This is a genomic window from Roseospira navarrensis (assembly GCF_009601025.1).
Lineage (GTDB): Bacteria > Pseudomonadota > Alphaproteobacteria > Rhodospirillales > Rhodospirillaceae > Rhodospira > Rhodospira navarrensis.
On the sequence record NZ_WIVE01000150.1, the window covers coordinates 1 to 1,407 of the forward strand.

Below are 1,407 nucleotides of genomic sequence, written 5' to 3' on the forward strand. Positions count from 1 at the left end.
GCGCCTTGCGATCCAAGCTCTTCATGGCCGCGCTCTCCGCCGTGCGATACAACCCCGACCTCAAGGCCTTCTACGAACGGCTTATCGGAAACAAAAAGACACCAAAAGGCGCACTCCTCGCCGTTGCCAGAAAGCTCGTCACCATCGCAAACGCGGTCCTCCGGCCTCAGCCCGAACCCGCCACAAACTGAGTTGATGACACACTCGATCAAACGTGAGTCATCCACCGGCCTGGGTGCCGTCGGTCCCATCCCGCGCCGCGCCGATGTGGAGGCGCTGCTGGCCCGGTCGTGACCGGGTCCGGGGTCGGGCGGGCACGAGCCGACGCTTTGGTGTCTCCGTGTCTTGGTGGTTCTTTTGCCGGCAGGGCGGCGGGATCACCACAGAGACACGAAGGACACAAAGCGCGCATCACCCGGCCGTGCCGGTCTTTCACCCTGTCGGGGCGTGTGTCCCAAAACGGGCACGGGCTCCTGATGTCCGAGCGGATGAGCGCGGACGCCTTGGTGTCTCCGTGTCTTGGTGGTTCTCTTGCCGGCAGGGCGGCGGGATCACCACAGAGACACAAAGGACACAAAGCGCGCATCACCCGGCCGTGCCGGTCTTGCACCCGGTCGGGGCGTGTGTCCCAAACCGGGCACGGGCTCCTGATGTCCGAGCGGATGAGCGCCGACGCCTTGGTGTCTCCGTGTCTTGGTGGTTCTCTTGCCGGCAGGGCGGCGGGATCACCACAGAGACACGAAGGACACAAAGCGCGCATCACCCGGCCGTGCCGGTCTTTCACCCAGTCGGAGCGTGTGTCCCAATCCGGGCGCGGGCACCTGTTGTCCGAGCGGATGAGCGCCGACGCCTTGGTGTCTCCGTGTCTTGGTGGTTCTTTTGCGCGCGGTCGGCGGAGGGTGACCACCAAGACACCAAGGCACCAAGGGGGTGTCACCCGGCCGTGCCGGTCTTTCACCCAGTCGGGGCGTGTGTCCCAAACCGGGCGCGGGCACCTGTTGTCCGAGCGGATGAGCGCCGACGCCTTGGTGTCTCCGTGTCTTGGTGGTTCTTTTGCCGGCAGGGCGGCAGAGGGTGACCACCAAGACACCAAGGCACCAAGGGGGCGTCACCCGGCCGTGCCGGTCTTTCACCCAGTCGGAGCGTGTGTCCCAATCCGGGCGCGGGCACCTGTTGTCCGAGCGGATGAGCGCCGACGCCTTGGTGTCTCCGTGTCTTGGTGGTTCTTTTGCGCGCGGTCGGCGGAGGGTGACCACCAAGACACCAAGGCACCAAGGGGGTGTCACCCGGCCGTGCCGGTCTTTCACCCAGTCGGGGCGTGTGTCCCAAACCGGGCGCGGGCACCTGTTGTCCGAGCGGATGAGCGCCGACGCCTTGGTGTCTCCGTGTCTTGGTGGTTCTTTTGCC

Annotated in this window: 1 pseudogene; it reads left to right on the forward strand. The window is 65.7% G+C overall.

The window, feature by feature from the left end:
- Window positions 1-191, forward strand: a pseudogene (locus tag GHC57_RS19700) (IS110-like element ISEc32 family transposase); the annotation flags it as partial.
- Window positions 192-1,407 lie beyond the last annotated feature (1,216 nt).